This is a genomic window from Pluralibacter sp., from assembly GCF_019237635.1.
Lineage (GTDB): Bacteria > Pseudomonadota > Gammaproteobacteria > Enterobacterales > Enterobacteriaceae > Enterobacter_B.
In genome coordinates, this window is sequence record NZ_JAFAGS010000081.1 from 1 (window position 1) to 17,802 (window position 17,802).

16 protein-coding genes and 1 tRNA gene are annotated in these 17,802 nt (G+C 53.4%); 7 read left to right on the forward strand and 10 right to left on the reverse strand.

Annotated features, from left to right (window positions below; genetic code table 11):
• Positions 1–136: 136 nt before the first annotated feature.
• Complete coding sequence (locus JO226_RS09610; RefSeq protein ID WP_293548171.1) at positions 137–1,324, reverse strand: NupC/NupG family nucleoside CNT transporter; 1,188 nt, start codon at positions 1,322–1,324, stop codon at positions 137–139.
• Between the two features lie 352 nt (positions 1,325–1,676).
• Here JO226_RS09610 and JO226_RS09615 point away from each other — a divergent pair, with 352 nt between their 5' ends.
• Positions 1,677–2,915: an Nramp family divalent metal transporter gene (locus JO226_RS09615; protein WP_293548174.1), complete on the forward strand. Its 1,239-nt coding sequence runs from the start codon at positions 1,677–1,679 to the stop codon at positions 2,913–2,915.
• A 58-nt stretch (positions 2,916–2,973) separates the two neighbouring features.
• Here the strand turns inward: JO226_RS09615 and ypeC are convergent, their stop codons facing one another.
• Positions 2,974–3,300 (reverse strand): DUF2502 domain-containing protein YpeC, encoded by a 327-nt coding sequence (gene ypeC, locus JO226_RS09620; protein ID WP_293548177.1) that lies wholly within the window; start codon positions 3,298–3,300, stop codon positions 2,974–2,976.
• A gap of 232 nt (positions 3,301–3,532) precedes the next feature.
• Between ypeC and JO226_RS09625 the strand changes: the two genes are divergently transcribed.
• Positions 3,533–5,194, forward strand: coding sequence for a thiamine pyrophosphate-binding protein (locus JO226_RS09625; protein WP_293548179.1), 1,662 nt, complete (start codon positions 3,533–3,535; stop codon positions 5,192–5,194).
• Here the strand turns inward: JO226_RS09625 and JO226_RS09630 are convergent.
• Positions 5,188–6,420 carry an ion channel protein gene (locus JO226_RS09630; RefSeq protein ID WP_293548182.1) on the reverse strand — a complete coding sequence of 411 codons (1,233 nt, stop codon included), beginning with the start codon at positions 6,418–6,420 and terminating at the stop codon, positions 5,188–5,190. The two genes, JO226_RS09625 and JO226_RS09630, sit on opposite strands and share 7 nt — an antisense overlap.
• A gap of 204 nt (positions 6,421–6,624) precedes the next feature.
• On the opposite strand from JO226_RS09630, the gene glk reads away from it, so the two are divergent.
• Positions 6,625–7,590, forward strand: a complete 966-nt coding sequence (glk, locus tag JO226_RS09635) for a glucokinase (protein WP_293548185.1) — start codon at positions 6,625–6,627, stop codon at positions 7,588–7,590.
• Between the two features lie 25 nt (positions 7,591–7,615).
• On the opposite strand, the gene JO226_RS09640 is transcribed toward glk, so the two are convergent.
• Positions 7,616–8,347, reverse strand: coding sequence for a LytTR family DNA-binding domain-containing protein (locus tag JO226_RS09640; protein WP_293548188.1), 732 nt, complete (start codon positions 8,345–8,347; stop codon positions 7,616–7,618).
• Positions 8,348–8,358: 11 nt separating this feature from the next.
• Complete coding sequence (locus JO226_RS09645) at positions 8,359–10,056, reverse strand: sensor histidine kinase (protein WP_293548191.1); 1,698 nt, start codon at positions 10,054–10,056, stop codon at positions 8,359–8,361.
• A 390-nt stretch (positions 10,057–10,446) separates the two neighbouring features.
• On the opposite strand from JO226_RS09645, the gene alaC reads away from it, so the two are divergent.
• Positions 10,447–11,685, forward strand: coding sequence for an alanine transaminase (gene alaC / locus JO226_RS09650; protein ID WP_293548193.1), 1,239 nt, complete (start codon positions 10,447–10,449; stop codon positions 11,683–11,685).
• A 62-nt stretch (positions 11,686–11,747) separates the two neighbouring features.
• Here the strand turns inward: alaC and ypdK are convergent, their stop codons facing one another.
• Positions 11,748–11,819, reverse strand: coding sequence for a membrane protein YpdK (ypdK, locus tag JO226_RS09655; RefSeq protein ID WP_010723117.1), 72 nt, complete (start codon positions 11,817–11,819; stop codon positions 11,748–11,750).
• A gap of 503 nt (positions 11,820–12,322) precedes the next feature.
• Here ypdK and JO226_RS09660 point away from each other — a divergent pair.
• Positions 12,323–12,565: a YfdY family protein gene (locus JO226_RS09660; RefSeq protein ID WP_293548196.1), complete on the forward strand. Its 243-nt coding sequence runs from the start codon at positions 12,323–12,325 to the stop codon at positions 12,563–12,565.
• Between the two features lie 64 nt (positions 12,566–12,629).
• Here JO226_RS09660 and JO226_RS09665 read toward each other — a convergent pair whose 3' ends face one another.
• Positions 12,630–13,106 (reverse strand): WbuC family cupin fold metalloprotein, encoded by a 477-nt coding sequence (locus JO226_RS09665; RefSeq protein WP_293548199.1) that lies wholly within the window; start codon positions 13,104–13,106, stop codon positions 12,630–12,632.
• A 482-nt stretch (positions 13,107–13,588) separates the two neighbouring features.
• On the opposite strand from JO226_RS09665, the gene JO226_RS09670 reads away from it, so the two are divergent.
• Positions 13,589–14,224, forward strand: a complete 636-nt coding sequence (locus tag JO226_RS09670) for an acyl-homoserine-lactone synthase (protein WP_293548202.1) — start codon at positions 13,589–13,591, stop codon at positions 14,222–14,224.
• Between the two features lie 4 nt (positions 14,225–14,228).
• On the opposite strand, the gene JO226_RS09675 is transcribed toward JO226_RS09670, so the two are convergent.
• Both JO226_RS09675 and JO226_RS09680 read right to left on the reverse strand, forming a co-directional pair.
• Complete coding sequence (locus tag JO226_RS09675; RefSeq protein ID WP_293548205.1) at positions 14,229–14,930, reverse strand: LuxR family transcriptional regulator; 702 nt, start codon at positions 14,928–14,930, stop codon at positions 14,229–14,231.
• A 340-nt stretch (positions 14,931–15,270) separates the two neighbouring features.
• Positions 15,271–15,345 (reverse strand) — tRNA-Arg (locus tag JO226_RS09680).
• Positions 15,346–15,589: 244 nt separating this feature from the next.
• Between JO226_RS09680 and mlaA the strand changes: the two genes are divergently transcribed.
• A complete protein-coding gene (mlaA, locus tag JO226_RS09685) occupies positions 15,590–16,345 on the forward strand; it encodes a phospholipid-binding lipoprotein MlaA (protein ID WP_293548208.1) in 756 nt (251 codons plus the stop codon).
• Between the two features lie 62 nt (positions 16,346–16,407).
• Here the strand turns inward: mlaA and fadL are convergent, their stop codons facing one another.
• On the reverse strand, positions 16,408–17,727 hold the full coding sequence (gene fadL / locus JO226_RS09690; RefSeq protein ID WP_293548211.1) for a long-chain fatty acid transporter FadL: 1,320 nt from the start codon (positions 17,725–17,727) through the stop codon (positions 16,408–16,410).
• Between the last annotated feature and the right edge of the window lie 75 nt (positions 17,728–17,802).

The window sequence follows — 17,802 nt, forward strand, 5'->3', positions numbered from 1 at the left end:
CAGCGAGCGTTGCTGTATCAGCTTGGGGTGGATTATCTGCAGGGGTATTTGATAGGCAAACCCAGGCCGCTGACGGAATTGCAGAAATAAAAAAGCCGGGCTCATTTCAGAGCCCGGCTTTTGTTCATGCGGCTGATTACAGTACCAGTGCGGCGATAGACGCAGAGAGTACGCTCACCAGGGTGGAACCGTAGACCAGTTTCAGACCGAAACGGGAGACCACGTTGCCTTGTTCTTCGTTCAGGCCTTTAATCGCACCGGCGATGATGCCGATGGAAGAGAAGTTAGCGAAGGACACCAGGAAGATAGAGAGGATGCCTTCCGCGCGCGGAGAGAGCGTGCTGGCGATTTTCTGCAGATCCATCATGGCGACGAATTCGTTAGAGACCAGTTTGGTCGCCATGATGCTGCCGACCTGCAGCGCTTCGCTTGCCGGAACGCCCATCACCCATGCAACCGGGTAGAAGATATAGCCGAGGATGCCCTGGAAGGAGATGCCCAGTACGGCAGCGAACAGCGCGTTCAGACCGGAGATCAGCGCGATGAAGCCGATCAGCATTGCGGCAACGATAATCGCCACTTTAAAGCCCGCGAGGATGTACTCACCCAGCATCTCAAAGAAGCTCTGACCTTCATGCAGATTGGACATCTGCAGGTTTTCTTCGCTCTGCTCAACGCGGTACGGGTTGATGATAGACAGCACAATAAAGGTGCTGAACATGTTAAGCACCAGCGCCGCAACGACGTATTTCGGCTGCAGCATGGTCATGTACGCGCCCACGATAGACATGGAAACGGTGGACATTGCGGTTGCCGCCATGGTGTACATGCGGTTGCGCGACATCTTGCCGAGAATATCTTTATAAGCGATGAAGTTTTCAGACTGGCCCAGAATCAGGGAGCTGACGGCGTTGAACGATTCCAGTTTGCCCATGCCGTTGACTTTGGACAGCACGGTACCGATCGCGCGAATAATAACAGGCAGAACGCGGATGTGCTGCAGGATGCCGATCAGCGCGGAAATAAAGACGATTGGGCACAGGACCTTCAGGAAGAAGAACGCCAGGCCTTCATCATTCATTTTACCGAAGACGAAGTTTGTCCCTTCGTTAGCGAAACCGAGCAGTTTCTCGAACATCTCGGAGAAGCCTTTTACGAAGCCCAGACCGATATCTGAGTTCAGGAAGAACCACGCCAGCAAGACTTCAATAACAAGCAGTTGAACGACATAACGAATACGAATTTTTTTACGGTCATGGCTGACCAGTAACGCCAGAATGGCCACCACGACAAGCGCGAGGACAAAGTGCAAAACGCGGTCCATATTTGCTCCAAATATGAGGCAGGTTAAATTTCCTTGCACATTCTATGCAACAGGGTAAAAGAAAACGAGATCTTCGCCGCACTATAGTAAGAAGCTGTGAGCAATCTCAAAAAAGGTGATCAAGCATACAAAACTGTTATGTTATGTAAAGGTATCTAAAGTTGCGTTATTGTACTAGCCTGATGAAAGGATAGTACGCACTGACTCAATCCTGACAACATGGCTGACATTCAGGCCCGCTATCGTTCCTGCCTGGCAGAGAAATCATTATCACCTCCCTTAAATGAACTTGATAATCATTCTCACTTTGGTAGTATGAAACATAGCAAAGGCTATATTTCCGAGGCAGAAAATGGCAAACAGTCGCGTTGAGAGTAGCAGCGGTCGCGCAGCGCGCAAGATGAGGCTCGCATTAATGGGACCTGCATTCATTGCTGCTATCGGTTACATCGATCCAGGCAACTTTGCCACCAACATTCAGGCCGGCGCCAGCTACGGCTATCAGTTGTTATGGGTTGTCGTATGGGCAAACCTGATGGCGATGCTAATCCAGGTACTGTCCGCCAAGCTGGGTATCGCTACCGGTAAAAACCTTGCGGAACAAATTCGTGACCATTACCCGCGCCCGCTGGTGTGGTTCTACTGGATACAAGCGGAAATTATCGCGATGGCGACCGATCTCGCGGAATTTGTCGGCGCGGCGATCGGCTTTAAGCTTATTCTCGGCGTTTCTCTGCTGCAGGGGGCGGTGCTCACCGGGGTTGCCACTTTCCTGATCCTGATGCTGCAACGCCGCGGGCAAAAACCGCTGGAAAAAGTTATCGGCGGCCTGCTGCTGTTCGTTGCGGCGGCCTATATCGTCGAGCTGATTTTCTCGCAACCCGCGCTGGCGCCGCTGGCAAAAGGGATGATTTTACCTTCGCTGCCGACATCCGAAGCCGTTTTCCTGGCCGCCGGGGTGCTCGGGGCGACCATTATGCCGCACGTCATCTATCTGCACTCATCGCTCACGCAGCATCTGCATGAAGGTACGCGCAAAGAGCGCTACAACGCGACGCGCTGGGATGTCGCTATCGCCATGACCATTGCCGGGTTTGTCAACCTGGCGATGATGGCGACCGCAGCGGCGGCATTCCACTTCAACGGCCATACCGGCGTTGCCGACCTCGATCAGGCTTATCTGACGCTGGAGCCGCTGTTGAACCATGCGGCGGCGACTATCTTCGGTTTAAGCCTCGTTGCCGCCGGGCTGTCCTCAACGGTGGTGGGGACGCTGGCAGGGCAGGTGGTGATGCAGGGCTTTATCCGTTTCCACATTCCGCTGTGGTTTCGCCGGACTATCACCATGCTGCCGTCGTTTATTGTTATCCTGATGGGGCTCGACCCAACCCGGATTCTGGTGATGAGCCAGGTGCTGCTGAGCTTTGGTATCGCCCTGGCGCTGGTACCGCTGCTGCGCTTTACCAGCGATGCATCCCTGATGGGCGAACTGGTTAACTCTACGTGGGTGAAACGCGCAGGCTGGACTATCGTGGTGCTGGTGGTGGCGCTGAACGGTTGGCTGGTGGTCGGCACGTTGTTCGGTATGTAAAACCCGCGCAACACCGGAAGAGAAAAAAAGCAGCCCCTGGCTGCTTTTTTTACATTGGTCAGTGGTGATGACCGTGTCCGTGGCCCCAACCGCGACGATCGTCACGATCCTCCCAACCGGCGCGGTAGCCGCGTTCATAGGCTTTACGGTTATCCCAGCCGCGGTGCCTGCCATTGTCATGTCGCCACCAGCGGTCTCTGCGCCACTCATAGTTGCGATGCCAGTAATCGCGGTCGCGCCAATGATCACCGTCCCAGTAGTTACCGTAATTATCACGATCGCCAATTTGTAATTTTATAGATGGCAGCAGGGTGATTTCGCCAGCATTTGCCACCAACGGGGCTGAAGCGACTAATACCGCGGCCAGAATCAGTGACCTGAACATTGTTGTCTCCTTGCTACATACGATCGTGGCCGTAAATGGCCTGTTAGCGGCATCTTACGAGGCGGTAAAGTCCTTCATCATTGGAGCAACTCCTAAAGTACGGTAAATAGCACTTTTTGCTAAGAAATAAAGATGTATAGTTTTCTTTCCAGTGTGATTTTTTTGACCGTTCTGGACAGCTGTCAGCGTTCTCCAATACTCAGAGAAACAACGCAGCAAGGGGATGATGGCTATGCAACCGACCTATACCATTGCAGATTATCTGCTGGATCGTCTGACAAACTGCGGTATCAACCATCTTTTTGGTGTACCGGGCGACTACAACCTGCAGTTCCTCGATCACGTCATTGAGCACCCCAGGGTTTGCTGGGTTGGTTGCGCCAATGAACTTAATGCCGCTTACGCCGCAGACGGCTACGCCAGAACGCAGGGGGCTGGCGCCCTGTTGACGACCTACGGCGTGGGTGAGCTGAGCGCGCTAAACGGCGTCGCGGGGAGTTATGCGGAGTTTGTGCCAGTGCTGCACATCGTCGGCGCGCCGGGAACGCGGAGCCAACAGCGCGGCGAGCTGGTTCACCATACCCTGGGCGATGGCGATTTTAGCCATTTTTATCTGATGAGCGAACAAGTGACCGTCGCCCGGGCAAAGCTGACCGCCAGCAATGCCTGTCAGGAGATAGACCGGGTGCTGCGTGAAATGCTGTTGCATCGTCGTCCGGCGTATCTGCTGTTGCCTGCTGATGTGGCAAAAGCGCCCGCGACGGCGCCGGTCAGCGCGCTATCCCTGGGGGAAATGGCGGCAGATGACAACGCCATGACGGAATTCCTGCAGGCGGCGCGGGAGATGCTCATCGGCTGTCGTCGTGTGTCGCTGCTCGCGGATTTCCTCGCCCAGCGTTATGGATTACAGCCCATGATGCGGGAGTGGGTAGCGACGCAGCCGCTGGCGCACGCGACGATGCTGATGGGCAAAGGGTTATTCGATGAACAGCAGCCAGGGTTTGCCGGCACCTACAGCGGCGCGGCGAGCGCCCCGGAAACGCGGGAGGCGATTGAGGGGGCGGATGTGACGTTATGCGTCGGAACCCGTTTCACCGATACCATTACCGCTGGTTTTACCCAGCAACTGCCGGTGGAGAAAACCATCGAACTGCAACCCTTCTCCACCCGGGTCGGCGCGCGCTGGTTTAGCGGCCTGCCGATACGCCAGGCGGCCAGTGCGTTGAAGCAGCTTTGTGCTGAGCTGTCCGTCGGCTGGACGCGTTTCACTACCTACAGCGCAGAGCCTGACGACGACATTGACGGCGCATTGACGCAACAACGTTTCTGGCAAACGCTTCAGACCTTTTTGCGGCCCGGTGATATTCTGTTGGCCGATCAGGGCACTGCCGCCTTTGGCGCTGCGGCGTTGAAGTTACCGTCAGAAGCGATGCTGATTGTTCAGCCGCTATGGGGGTCGATAGGCTTTACGCTTCCGGCTGCTTTTGGCGCGCAGACCGCAGCGCCAGAACGTCGCGTCGTGCTGATTATCGGCGACGGCGCTGCGCAGTTGACCATTCAGGAGCTGGGATCGATGCTGCGGGATGAACAGCGGCCGCTGATCCTGTTACTCAATAACGAAGGGTATACCGTTGAGCGTGCGATTCATGGCCCCGAGCAGCGCTATAACGACATTGCATTGTGGAACTGGACACAGCTGCCGCAGGCCCTGAGCCTGGAGTGTCAGGCGCAGACCTGGCGGGTGGCGGAGACGGTACAGCTCAGGGATGTTCTGGCGCTCGCCGCATCGCGACAGCGCCTGACGCTGGTGGAAGTGGTACTGCCGAAGCAGGAAGTTCCGGCATTACTGCATGCCGTCACGCAGGCGCTGGAAGCCCGCAACAAGATTCACTGATGCGGTTTTGCCATCATCATCGGTTTGCCCGCCAGCAGGAGCCAGGCGGGCAACATCACGATACACAGCAGGGGCAGCAGCGTTGAGTCCGGCACGACGACCGCAGCCATAAACAGGCTCAGCCAACCGTCGCGGGTCACGACCAGCACCATGCCTAAAATGGCGCAGGAAACGGTAATCGCCGCCGGAACCGCATTGACATGCGCATGCAGCATCAGCCCCAACGCCACCGCCACGAAGACGGCCGGGAAAATTCGCCCGCCGCGAAAACCGCTGGCCGCCGCGACAACAAGCGCCGTGAGTTTCATCAGAGCGATAAACAGCAAATCCGTCGTGGTCAGGGTCTGACTGAACGCCAACTGGTGCATTTCATCAAGCCCCTTAAACAGCGTGATGTGTCCGCCCAGTGCGCCGATGACCCCCAGAATAAATCCGCCAAGACCGAGAATAAGGACCGGATGCTTCAGCCGGTGCATCAGCGCGTGCAGACGCGGCAGGCACCAGACGGCAACCATCCCGAGGGCAATGGCAATCGCGGCAACGACCGCGCCGCTCAGGATATCGACCAGCCGCATCTGCTGGTAGTGGGCAATGGGCAGCGAAAACTGAGGATGGAAGAACAGGCTGGTGGTGAGCGCGCCTGCTGCCGCGGAAATCATTGGGGCGAAAAGCCGATCCCACATCGGCACATCGTTGTTGCTGGTTAACGTCTGCGAGAAAATCAGCGCTGCGGCAACCGGGGTGCCAAACAGCGCGCCGATGGTGCCGGAGGCGGCGAGGATAGTCCAATCGAGAGCGCCGACGCGAGGAAAGAGGCGGGCGCCGAGGGCGACCGCCAGCGCGATATTAACTGACATAATCGGGTGCTCAGGGCCCAGGCTGACGCCGCCTGCCAGGCCGAGGATCAGGGCGATAATAAGGCCCGGTAACGCCGAGGAGGGCATTGGCGTGCCAATCAGGGGTTCAGTTGCAGGGTCCGGTCCCGCATGTCCAGGGCTAAAGCGGATCACTAACCCTACGGCGATACCGGTTGCGGTCAGCATAAAAATGATCCAGGCGCCGGAGTCAAACGGCAGACCGATGCTTGCAGGAAGCGTCGTCCAGAGAATGTTTTGCAGTATCGCGGCGATTTCCATCACCACCACCAGGATGAGGCTGGAGACCACACCGATAATCAGTGCGGGAACGGAGAGCAGCAGCATGGTTCTGGCTCGTGGGTGGAGCATGTTCATTTCCTTCTAACGATGAGCGCGCAACACTTTGCCCGGAACAGACTAAACCGTCAGTGCAAATGGTGCTGAAACGATAAAGTTAATGTGTGAGCGGGATCGATAAATCAGGGGCTCTGGTGTATTGCTCATTGTTGTTATCGCGCCATGAATTTACAGTGTGCCAAAGATTTATTCTGACTTTAGCGGAGCCGTAACAGAATGACAAAATTTGCTTTAGTAGGTGACGTCGGCGGCACAAATGCGCGTCTGGCGTTATGTGATGTCGCGACAGGCGAGATTTCACAGGCAAAAACCTATTCTGGTCTTGATTACCCGAGCCTCGAAGCCGTCGTTCAGGTTTACCTCAAAGAACGGAACGTGGAGGTCGACGACGGCTGTATCGCCATTGCCTGCCCGATCACTGGCGACTGGGTGGCGATGACCAACCATACGTGGGCGTTTTCCATCGCCGAAATGAAGAAAAACCTCGGTTTTGCGCATCTTGAGATAATCAACGATTTTACCGCGGTCTCCATGGCGATACCGATGCTGCAAAAAGAGCATCTGATTCAGTTTGGCGGCGCGGGGCCGGTTGAGGGGAAACCCGTTGCCGTTTACGGTGCGGGCACGGGGTTGGGCGTTGCCCACCTGGTGCACGTAGATAAGCGTTGGGTCAGCCTGCCGGGCGAGGGCGGTCACGTCGATTTCGCGCCGAACAGTGAAGAAGAGGGCATTATCCTGGAAGTGTTGCGCGCTGAGCTGGGGCACGTCTCCGCCGAACGCGTGCTCTCTGGGCCGGGTCTGGTTAATCTTTATCGCGCGATTGTTAAAGCCGACGGGCGTTTGCCGGAAAATCTGCAGCCGAAAGACGTGACCGAGCGCGCGCTGGCCGACAGCTGCACCGACTGCCGTCGCGCATTATCGCTGTTCTGCGTGATCATGGGGCGTTTTGGCGGCAATCTGGCGCTGACGCTCGGCACCTTCGGCGGCGTCTATATCGCGGGCGGGATCGTTCCGCGCTTCCTCGAATTCTTTAAATCCTCAGGTTTTCGCGGCGGGTTTGAAGATAAAGGCCGCTTTAAGGCTTACGTGCAGGATATTCCGGTGTTTTTGATAGTCCACGATAACCCGGGACTGCTCGGCTCCGGCGCGCATCTGCGCCAGACGCTGGGTCAAATCCTCTGATAACAGGGCGCCGACGGCACCCTGTTTACAGGTGCATGAGCTGGCGGAACTCTTTAACCTTGCTGCGGCTCACCGGTACCTGAAAATCGAGGTCGCGCAGGCGCAGAATGTAGGTGTTGTTGAACCAGGGCTCGATTTCGCGAATTTTGTTCAGGTTCACGCAGTAGGAGCGGTGACAGCGAAAAAAGTGCGAGGCGGGCAGTTTGCTGCAGAATTCAGTGATATTCATCGGCATCACGTACGACTCGCGCTTTGTATACACAAAGGTCATCTTTTCATGCGCTTCCGCATAATAAATATCGTTGATGCTGGTCACGATAATCCGCTCATCTTTGATGAGGTTGATGGTATCGCTTTCCCGCGCCGGGCTTCCCGGGCTGACACTGCCTGACTGCTGCTGCCATGCGGCTTCGAGCTTTTGCAGCATGCTGATAATCCGCGATTCCTGGTAAGGCTTGAGAATATAGTCGAACGCCTCCAGTTCGAAGGCCTCCACGGCGTGTTCCTTCCAGGCGGTAATAAACACAATAAACGGCTTATGGGCGAACTGGCTGATGTTTTGCGCGAGCAGCACACCATCCAGCGACGGGATATTGATATCGAGGAAGATGGCGTCGACTTTGTTGTGCTGGAGAAACTTCAGCACGTCCAGACCGTCTTCAAACGTCCCCACGATCTCCATCTGACTATGGGCTTTAATCAGCCACGTCAGCTCCTGCTGGGCCAGAACCTCGTCTTCGACAATGATGACTTTCATAATAACTCCGGTTATGACAGCAGGGTGGCCGGGGCGGCGGCTGGCGTGCGCTGGTTAGGAACGTAAAACGCAATTTCTGTGCCCGGCTCCAGTCGGCGAATATGCAAGCCTTCGCCATACAGCAGCTTCACCCGGTGGTGTACGTTGAGTAAACCAATTTTGTTGCCGGGCATTTCGTCAGCCTCCACGCGGGCGATAACATTGGGGTCGATACCGTTGCCGGTATCGCGCACGCTGATGCGCACCCGGTTACCGCTCTCCGTGATGCTGATGGTCACCACGCCTTTGCCTTTGCAGGGCTGAATACCGTGCACAATGGCATTTTCCACCAGCGGCTGGATAAGCAGACTTGGGATCATGCAGTTCACCTCGTCGTCAATATCGTAGATAACGGTCAGTTTATCGCCGAACCGGGCCTGTTCGATGGTGATGTAATCCTTGATTTGGTACAGCTCCTTGCGGATGTCAATCTGCTCGTCATCTTTTAATTCAATGTTATAGCGCAGATAACGCGACAGGTTAAAAATCAGCTGACGGGCGGTATCCGGATTCAGGCGAATCGACGACGAAATGGCGTTCAGGGCGTTAAACAAAAAATGGGGATTAATTTTACTTTGCAGCGCCCGCAGCTCTGCCTTATTTGCCATTTCACGTAACTGTTCCGCGCGGGATACCTCAAGCTGAGTGGAGATTATTTGCGACAGGCCAATCGCCATCTCCTGCAGCGAGGAGGTTATCTGGTACGAATGGCAGTAGTAGATTTTCAGCGTGCCAGTGACGATGCCTTTTTCCCACAGCGGGATCACTAACATAGAGTGAATTTCCGGCGTCCGGTGCGCTTCATCATTGTTTTTTATAATGATGTTTCCGCTGTCAATGGCCAGACGCGTGGTGGGGCTGATGATATCGTCATTGTCGCGGTAGTTATGTTCCCCAACCCCGACATAGGCGAGTACGTGGTCAATATTGGTAATGGCGACCGCGTCAGCGTGGATATCGCGACGGATAATATCGCAGACCTGACGTAGCGACTCGGCGTTGACGTGGCGAAACAGCGGTAACGTTTTATTGGCGATATCCAGTGCAAGCTTCGCCTGCCGCGCGGCGCTGGCCTCTTTTTCACCCTCCACGCTTTGCACCAGCAGGACAATAAAGCCGATACAGACGCTGCCGAGGATCATTGGAATCCCTATCTTTGACACGATATCAAGGCCCAGCTCAGCGGTAGGCGCCCAGATAACCACGAGGATCATGGTCAGTGTTTCGCACAGCATCCCGGCGAGTATCCCCACGCGCCAGTGCCGCGGTTTGGGGATTTTGCGATTGATCCAGCCGGAGAGCGCCCCGGCGATGATGCTGGTAATGAAGCAGGGAATCGCGGTGACGCCGCCGATATCAATCAGATAACGGTGCACCCCGGCGATAATGCCGGTAATGATGCCCACCCAGGGGCCGAAAAGAATGCCGCCGGACATCACGGCGATAATGCGCACGTTGACCAGAGAGCCTTCGACGGGAACGCCGGACCAGGTACTGAAGAGGGCGAACATCGAAAAAATGGCGGTCACCGCCAGCAGTTCTTTCGGTGTATGGGCTGTTTTGTGCAGCAGCTCGCGGAACAACCGGATACGGATCAGAAAGAACAGACAGATCAGCATCAGGGCAGCCCGATCGAACACTGCCAGCAGCATGTCAAAGGTTTCGTGCATAGAGGCGCCGTGGGTATCGCAGAAAAGGCTATGATAAAAAACCTTGCGCCAGATCACCAGTGAACCCGTCGTCAACGGAATAGGGATAAACCCTGTTTTTAAAAGGGGATTGAACTGCGTGTGTCCGTGGCAGAGTGGGTCATGCGATGAGTCCGGTATTTAACGTAAGATAAAAGATATCATCATGTTGCGTAATTGATTTGTTGGCGCCAATAACAGGTTGTTTATCAGCGCAGTACGTTTTCCGCTCTTCCCCTTTTTTAGGTAGTGAAAAATTTTTCAGATTACCTCTCGACAGCAGGAAATTTTTCAGGTTATTTTCTGGACATACCACACGATGTGGTCGCGTCGCTCGGACGGTCCGGGCGCTAACGTAATGTCGAGGAACCTATGGCTGACTTCAGCTCTGAACGCCGTTTTACCCGTATCGATCGCCTCCCTCCCTATGTTTTTAACATCACGGCCGAACTCAAGATGGCTGCGCGTCGGCGCGGCGAAGACATCATTGATTTCAGTATGGGTAACCCTGATGGCGCGACGCCGCCGCATATCGTGGAAAAACTCTGCACCGTCGCCCAGCGTCCTGATACACACGGTTATTCGACATCACGTGGGATCCCGCGCCTGCGTCGCGCGATTTCCCGCTGGTATAAAGATCGCTATGAGGTCGATATCGATCCGGAAACCGAAGCTATTGTCACGATTGGCTCGAAAGAGGGGCTGGCGCACCTGATGCTGGCAACGCTCGATCATGGCGATACCGTACTGGTGCCGAACCCAAGCTATCCCATCCATATTTACGGCGCCGTGATTGCCGGTGCGCAGGTGCGCTCCGTGCCGCTGGTCGAAGGCGTTGATTTTTTCAACGAGCTGGAGCGTGCGATCCGCGAAAGCTACCCCAAACCCAAGATGATGATCTTAGGTTTTCCGTCGAACCCCACCGCGCAGTGCGTCGAGCTGGATTTCTTTGAGAAGGTGGTGGCGCTGGCAAAACGCTACGATGTGCTGGTGGTTCACGATCTCGCCTATGCCGATATTGTGTATGACGGCTGGAAAGCGCCTTCTATTATGCAGGTGCCCGGCGCGCGGGATGTGGCGGTCGAGTTCTTCACGCTCTCCAAAAGCTACAATATGGCCGGTTGGCGTATTGGCTTCATGGTCGGTAACCCGGTGCTGGTTAACGCGCTGGCGCGGATTAAGAGCTACCATGACTACGGTACCTTTACGCCGTTGCAGGTGGCGGCTATTGCAGCACTGGAAGGTGACCAGCAGTGCGTGCACGATATTGCCGCGCAGTACAAACGTCGACGCGACGTGCTGGTCAAAGGGCTGCATGAAGCGGGATGGATGGTCGACATGCCGAAGGCGTCCATGTACGTCTGGGCGAAGATCCCTGAACCGTATGCGGCGATGGGCTCGCTGGAGTTTGCGAAAAAGCTGTTGCAGGATGCAAAAGTTTGCGTTTCACCGGGGATTGGTTTTGGCGACTACGGCGACACGCATGTGCGTTTTGCGCTGATCGAAAACCGTGACCGTATTCGCCAAGCGATACGCGGCATCAAGGCGATGTTCCGTGCCGACGGCCTGCTGCCTGTCCTGCATAAGTCCACGGTGGATAGCGCTGAATAGCGCCGAACTTAAATGCAAACAGGAGCCGAATGGCTCCTGTTTTTTTTACCGCATGCTCAGGATTAGATCATCAGGGCGAAAGTACCGGCCCAGACGATGACCATAAACGAGATGCCCATAAAGAAATATTTCACGTCTCACCACTCCACGTATCTATCAATACGCTCTAATGAACTTTGCTCTGACCGAGTATGACGGGCTGACACCCTGGCGTTTTGACTCAGAAAATCACCCTTTATCAACGCTGGCATCACCCCAGAATTCTGCGCGTTCTGTGCTCCAGACGGCGCTAATGTACGCTTAAAAAAATGGGGTGGCAAGTGGGATTTTTTTATTAATTTTTAGTTACTTACAACTGTCGTGATTCGACGACACATTAATTTCAGAGGGTAATAAATTAACGTATAGCTAACGCCGTTTACCAGGGATAACTTCATACAATTACCTTATTGAAACTAAGGTTAATTTCAGCTTTAAAAGAGGGAGAGAAAGAGAGAAAAGCGTGTCAGCAGCAGGGGACGGGCGGTGAGCGAAGCGACGTCGAAAAATGGTTGAGAGCCAGGAATTGTCTTAAAATATAAACAGCAAGGCGCGTAAGAGCTTACGAGAAATCTTACAGCAAACAGGAGTAAAGGCCATGATTTACCTGTGGGTTTTTCTCTCGATCAGTATTCTCTCCGTAAGCGGTTATACCGGTCAGGTACTGGGCGTGGCGTCAGCGGTCACTTCTTTTATCGGCATGAGCGTCCTTGTCGCCTTTATCTATTATTTCACCACGTGGCTGACCGGCGGCGCGGAAATGGTCACGGGTCTGTTTCTCTTCCTGGCCCCGGCATGCGGCTTAATTATCCGTTTCATGTTCGGGGACGGCAGGCGCTAAGGCGGAAAATGAAAGTGCCAGCATTGCTTGCTGGCACTTTTTATCATCAACGCGTTGGCATGTCTTAGCGAGTAAAACCACCGTCGCCTACCTGCGCTTTGGCATACCATGCCATCAGTTCAGCCGTTCCGGCTTCGCCTTCTGCAGGCGCCCACGGGGCGGAATCTTGTTCGGTGACCGGCTGGTATCCGCCGTGTTTAACTTCGAAAATCACCCCGCCGTGGTCTAACGACAGCACGGCATGCCAGGTTCCGGCCTCCATCTCCAGCGCCTTGCACTCTTCGCCCAGCACGACGCGGCGGGTCACGTTGCCATTATCATCAAAATTGAGCACCACAAAGCGCCCGCTGAGCGGGATCAGCAGTTCGAACGTGTGCGGATGGCGGTGGGGACGAATATACGTGCCAGGCTCCATCGCAATCGCCAGGCGCTGTACAGGGTCGCTTAACTCCGGGTGAAAATTACGGTGTGCGCGTAAGCGGGGCGCGTTGGCTGCCGCTTCGCTCTGTTGTTGCAGGTCACTGATAGTGATTTGTTTCATGTAAGCCGCCTGATGTGAGGTCTGATGACCACATTGCATTGTGTAATGACAGAAAAGCCGGTGGCGGTATTGTACCGGGTACAGCGTAAAAAGTCGGGGGAAATTGCCGGGAGGTTCGTATAATCTCCCTCCCGCGGAAGAACCCGATTATTGGAATGGATGACAGTATAAAGCAACCTGCAAATATGGCTGACAAGAAATGATTCGGCAAGAAAGAAAATGCGATTATTTGATACTTCCCGCGCTTTAATGGATTTTATGACTGAACCGTGTGGTATATATTGTATCCGGCGCAGGGAATATCAGATAATTACTAGTGGATTTATCCCTGGTGTTGCAATGGTCTTTGACCCCTGGCCAGTATGCCCTGCTGAGGTTGCTGGTCAGGATATTTTTAAGTCTAAAGAAGGTTAAGCATAAAAAAAAGCTGTCCTAAAAGACAGGGGTAAGGTTTCAACACGTTTTGATTCAGGAGTGGCAGAATGGATGCTTTTGTTGAGTTTTCATTACATCATTACAATGATCTTCCTTCCGCTTTTTCAACAGAGCTCTATTCATTGCGGAAAAAGACCTTCCGTGAGAGGCTTGGCTGGAAAGTTGAATGTGCAGATGGCATGGAAAAAGATCGGTTTGACAACGAAAACGCAACTTACCTGCTAGGAGTACATGATGGTCGGTTGCTCTGTGGCGCCCGCTTCATTGATATAATGCAGCCCACCATGATTAGTGAAATTTTTTGTGAGTATTTTGATGGAATCACACTTCCGGATGATATTCCCTGCTGTGAGATAAGCCGCCTGTTTCTTGACAAAGAAAGACGTGATGCCGGAAACCTGCGAAGTCGATCCACCAGTAAGGCGCTGTTTCTGGCAATGATCGTGTACTGCATGAAAAAACAGTATCGGGGCATGTATGCCGTTGCCAGTCGTGGCATGTTTGCGATATTTCGTCATGCAAACTGGAAAGTGGAGGTCATCAAGAAAGGATTGTCTGAGAAAGGGGAGACAATCTACTATATTTTTATGCCTGCCAGTGAAAGCATTGCTGAGGATATCATCATTAAAGATCGCTCGGAAAGATGGCTTCGTGAAATGTTCCGGTCGTTACAGGACAGGTAGATACTCAGTTGTCGAGTAAGCGGAGCTCCATGATGAGTCTGACGGCATGTCTGGCGTTATTGACCCCCAGCTTTTTCATGGCATTGCTCATGTGAAACTTTACTGTCCGTTCCGTAATCGCCAGGATAACGGACACTTCAGCATAAGTTTTTCCTGCGCTGATCCATTTCAGGATTTGCCTTTCGCGCGGTGATAAAATTACATTTTTCTTCTGATGAATTTTACTGTAAAGACTGAGTGTTTTCTGATGTAACTGGGTGAGGAAATACATGAAATGAGGGCGACTGGCAGTCATATCAATACCTGAGTCTTCCTGGCTAATAATGGAAAGCACTACCAGATTATTCAGATAGTCATGCAGGGGGAACGTGTGCCCCTGAAATATATTGTGCCCGGAACTCTCGCTAAAAATACGGGTGAGATTATGTCCGGATGCAATGAGAACTTTGTTATCCCAGAAGAAATCCTCCACACTACTAAGCGCCCGGATAATGACCGGATCAATCAACTGGTATTTTCTTTCCAGATAGAGAGTAAACCATGCAGGGTTATTATTGATAATCCGCATCTGGGACGGATCTTTCTTGTTCATAATTGCATAAGCGTAAGTGGTATTCGTATAACCTGCAATGAGATTATTCAGGTCACTCTGAATGATCTCATTGATTCCGTTGTCATTATAATACGTATCAGTCACGTCAATCACCGCCTCCGGGATGAGTTTGGAGGAGTAGTATACCGTGAATTTCACATTGCTGCTGGCATGGAACGACAGCATTGTGTGGTATGAGAAACGTCTGAAGCGGGGGGCTTCCCTTGGATAAAAAAGCCCGGCGCTTTTCTCCTGACCTGGCAGTATCTACCTGACGTGCATTAAGGGGCATTTGGAACCTCAATTTTCATTGAACGTGATAAGGCCCCCATCCACGTGTTGATTTACGTTGAAATGGGTAGATGTCTGATGACATGAAATTGTCGGCACGGGAGCTTTGTCACTGATTATAAGGGGATTTATTGATTCAGGTAGACGTCGGGAGAGGTGCGCATGGCGTCCCCTGCAGGAATCGAACCTGCAACTAGCCCTTAGGAGGGGCTCGTTATATCCATTTAACTAAGGGGACGAAGCGGCAGGAGTATAGCCTTTTTTTACTTGTGCGTTAAGCGTATAGCCCACTGACTGCTTAAAGTGTCGCCACAATGTTCGGTATTTATTCACTTGAGGGCCAAATTCTGTCTGCCCTTTTTCATCCCTGACGGCGGCGCTACTCCTATTTTTCAGGGAATGTCATGAATAGCGATGTTGCTATGTCAAAATATGTATAAAATCAGGAGTAGATGCATTGTTATGTTTACAGGGAGACTTTTATGAACTTTCGCCTGTCAGCGTTGGCTCTAGGCGCGACATTGCTGGTGGGATGTGCCAGTTCGGGTGAACAACCACAAGGGCGCTCGGATCCGTTTGAAGGCTTCAACCGTACGATGTACAGCTTCAACTTTGATGTGTTGGATCCTTATGTCATTCGTCCGGTTGCCGTGGTCTGGCGTGATTATGTACCACAACCCGCCCGAAATGGAATCGGTAACTTCACCAGCAACCTTGAAGAACCTGCAATCATGGTCAACATGTTCCTGCAGGGCGATCCGTATCAGGGGATGGTGCACTTTACCCGTTTCTTCCTGAACACCCTTCTGGGGATGGGCGGCTTTATTGACGTCGCGGGAATGGCGAATCAGAAGCTGCAGCGGGTCCAGCCGCACCGTTTTGGCAGCACGCTTGGCCGTTACGGCGTAGGCTATGGTCCGTATCTGCAATTACCGTTCTATGGCAGCTTTACGCTGCGTGATGAAGGCGGCGATTTGGTGGATGATTTGTATCCGGCGCTGTCGTGGCTCACATGGCCGATGTCAATAGGCAAATGGGCCGTCGAAGGTATCGAAACCCGTGCGCAACTGCTGGATTCCGATGGCCTGCTGCGTCAGTCTGCCGATCCGTACGTTATGGTGCGTGAAGCCTACTTCCAGCAGCATGACTTTATCGCTAATGGCGGCAAGCTGAAGCCGGAAGAAAACCCGAATGCGAAAGCGATTGAGGGTGATCTGAAGGACATCGACTCGCAGTAACCCGGTGTGAGAAAAGAAAAAGGTGAGCCACATTGCTCACCTTTTTTATTGCGTCTGTGTTATCAGAAGCGGTAGTTGAAGTTGGTGCCGAACAGCCAGGCTTTACCTTCAGAACGGAACGTATACGGGCCTTCATTGATGGTGACGTCCTGACCGTGCATGTAGGAGGCGCCAACGTCAACAGAAGCATCTTTGTTGAACGCATAAGTGGCGCCTGCGCTCAGCCAGAAACGGTCCTGATCCGGGATAGAAATGGAACGCGTCTGCGCCGGAACCGGGCTATCATCAAACGCAATACCGGTACGGAAGGTCCAGTTGTCGTCATAGTAATAGGTCGTACCGATCGCAAGACGCATTGCGTCTCTGAAGCTCTCATCTTTGTAGAACAGCGTTTCGCTACCGTGGGTGGCCTTCAGCTCCTGGAACTGACTCCAGCTGGTGTAGGTCATGCTATAGTGAACAGCCCACTGCGGTGCAACACGGTTATAACCTGAGAGTTCCCACATTTCCGGGAGATTCAGCGTCAGAGAGCCGCCAGTGGTACGACCACTTGTCCCCATTGGCAGACCGAAGTTACCAAGGATCTGATTGTAAGCGGACGGCAGGTCGCTCTTGTAGTTACCGTCAAAATCAACTTTCACTTCAGAACGGTAGGTGAAGCCGTAACGGTTATTCTTATCCAGTTCATACAGGATACCTGCGTTCCAGCCGAAGCCCCACGCGTTGCCGTTCAGACGGGCTATCTGCGTATCGGCAGGAATCTGCGCGACTGCACCCGCCAGGCGAGGCGGCAGAGCGCCGGAACCTGCGACAATCATCCCGAGGTCACCGGCATAGCGTTCGATTTTCGCTTTTGCATACACCGCATCGAACCCAAGACCGAAGCTCCAGTTGCTGTTCAGACGATAGGCGCCGCTAAGGTTAAAGTTCGCCGTGGTCAGGTCGGTTTTCCCGCCAACGCTACCCGCGGCGTAGTTATCGCTATACTCGGTTGCCAGACCGTAGTTAGAGGTAACAGACGCGCCCCAACCAAATTGATCGTTTACAGGTGAAACAAAGTGTAAGTTTGGTACCCATGCTGACGGTGCAATATTGTTCGCATCCAGGCTCTGACCGGACGGCGATTTACCAGAGATATTGACGTCAGGGTCGATATAAACCGCACCAGCGGAGAACGTCGGGCGGTCGTACATCATAATCAGCGCTGGGTTACGGCTGGCGTTGCCCGCATCGTCTGCGATCGCGCCTTCACCAGAGTATGCGCGGCCTAAGCCAGAGGAAGAAAATTCGTTTAATTGAAATCCTGCGGACCAGGCGTGGGTGGAAACGAGTGCCACTGCGACTGCGAGAGCAGACTTTGTAAAGCGGGTTTTCTGGCTCATGACCATAACCTCATTGAGTTATTTTTATTCAAAATTTGTTACATGCCGTAACAGAAGCGCGAAGTGTAGGGTCTG

Excerpts from the sequence above, each read along its gene's own strand:
- mlaA (WP_293548208.1), top strand. The coding sequence starts at position 15,590 with ATGAACTTTCGCCTGTCAGCGTTGGCTCTAGGCGCGACATTGCTGGTG.
- JO226_RS09625 (WP_293548179.1), top strand. The coding sequence starts at position 3,533 with ATGCAACCGACCTATACCATTGCAGATTATCTGCTGGATCGTCTGACA.
- JO226_RS09660 (WP_293548196.1), top strand. The coding sequence starts at position 12,323 with ATGATTTACCTGTGGGTTTTTCTCTCGATCAGTATTCTCTCCGTAAGC.
- alaC (WP_293548193.1), top strand. The coding sequence starts at position 10,447 with ATGGCTGACTTCAGCTCTGAACGCCGTTTTACCCGTATCGATCGCCTC.
- fadL (WP_293548211.1), bottom strand. The coding sequence starts at position 17,727 with ATGAGCCAGAAAACCCGCTTTACAAAGTCTGCTCTCGCAGTCGCAGTG.
- JO226_RS09610 (WP_293548171.1), bottom strand. The coding sequence starts at position 1,324 with ATGGACCGCGTTTTGCACTTTGTCCTCGCGCTTGTCGTGGTGGCCATT.
- glk (WP_293548185.1), top strand. The coding sequence starts at position 6,625 with ATGACAAAATTTGCTTTAGTAGGTGACGTCGGCGGCACAAATGCGCGT.
- JO226_RS09615 (WP_293548174.1), top strand. The coding sequence starts at position 1,677 with ATGGCAAACAGTCGCGTTGAGAGTAGCAGCGGTCGCGCAGCGCGCAAG.
- JO226_RS09645 (WP_293548191.1), bottom strand. The coding sequence starts at position 10,056 with ATGCACGAAACCTTTGACATGCTGCTGGCAGTGTTCGATCGGGCTGCC.
- JO226_RS09640 (WP_293548188.1), bottom strand. The coding sequence starts at position 8,347 with ATGAAAGTCATCATTGTCGAAGACGAGGTTCTGGCCCAGCAGGAGCTG.
- ypeC (WP_293548177.1), bottom strand. The coding sequence starts at position 3,300 with ATGTTCAGGTCACTGATTCTGGCCGCGGTATTAGTCGCTTCAGCCCCG.
- JO226_RS09630 (WP_293548182.1), bottom strand. The coding sequence starts at position 6,420 with ATGCTCCACCCACGAGCCAGAACCATGCTGCTGCTCTCCGTTCCCGCA.
- JO226_RS09670 (WP_293548202.1), top strand. The coding sequence starts at position 13,589 with ATGGATGCTTTTGTTGAGTTTTCATTACATCATTACAATGATCTTCCT.
- JO226_RS09665 (WP_293548199.1), bottom strand. The coding sequence starts at position 13,106 with ATGAAACAAATCACTATCAGTGACCTGCAACAACAGAGCGAAGCGGCA.